The sequence below is a fragment of the Campylobacter sp. RM15925 genome (assembly GCF_012978775.1).
GTDB lineage: Bacteria > Campylobacterota > Campylobacteria > Campylobacterales > Campylobacteraceae > Campylobacter_A > Campylobacter_A canis.
The window spans coordinates 1-872 of sequence record NZ_LIWP01000032.1; the positions used below are offsets into that span (position 1 = coordinate 1).

At 36.4% G+C, this 872-nt stretch carries 1 protein-coding gene; it reads right to left on the reverse strand.

From position 1 onward, the window contains the following. The coding region (locus CDOM15925_RS09910; RefSeq protein WP_249934736.1) for a methyl-accepting chemotaxis protein at positions 1–872 on the reverse strand (872 nt) is incomplete at both ends.

Here is an 872-nt window from a genome sequence, read left to right on the forward strand (position 1 = left end):
TTTGTCTTATTGGCTACTATTACGTTTTGTCTGGTTAGATCATCTATATTGGCAACCGATTGATTTATCATGTTTATTCCGTCAGCTTGTTCTTTTATAGATTCACTCATCTCGTTTATTGATTGAGCGAGTACATTTGTATTAGCTTCTATCTCTCCTAATGATTTTTGAGTTCTTTCGGCTAGCTTTCTTACTTCATCCGCAACTACCGCAAAGCCACGTCCATGCTCTCCTGCTCTGGCCGCTTCTATAGCGGCATTTAATGCTAATAGATTTGTTTGATCTGCTATATCTCTTATTATTACTATTATGTTTTTTATCTCTTCGCTTTGTCTTATTACATCTTGTGTCTTTTGAGATATGGCAGACATTGACGAGCTCATCTGCTCTACCGCTGCTGCACTTTCTTGAAGTGAATTTGCTTGCTGGTTAGCTCCGCTTGTTAGTTCGTTCATGTATTCAGATAGTGCTTGAGCTTTTTGTCTTAAATTTTCAGCCTGAGACAAATTTGCGCGAAGCATGTTTGATATCTCTTCACCAAGTCCGTTTACTCCTGCCGCCATCTTACCGTTATCATCAAGTCTAGCGGTAAAGTCTTGATTTTTAAATTTATCAAGAAGAGCTATAAGCTCTATACCGTTTTTGGCAATATTATCTTTTAAAGCCTCTTGAAGCTCTTTAAATGTATGTTTTAATTGATTTAATGCAGGGTTTGACGTTTGAGCATTAAGAGTTGCAGTAAAGTCTCCTGATTTGATACTATCTACAAATGTATTTGCTTCTTTTATAAAGTCGTTTTCAGAGATTTTGGCTGATTCTATCTTGCTTATGTTGTCATTTATTAAAGATGCCATTTGTCCGAATTCGTCTTT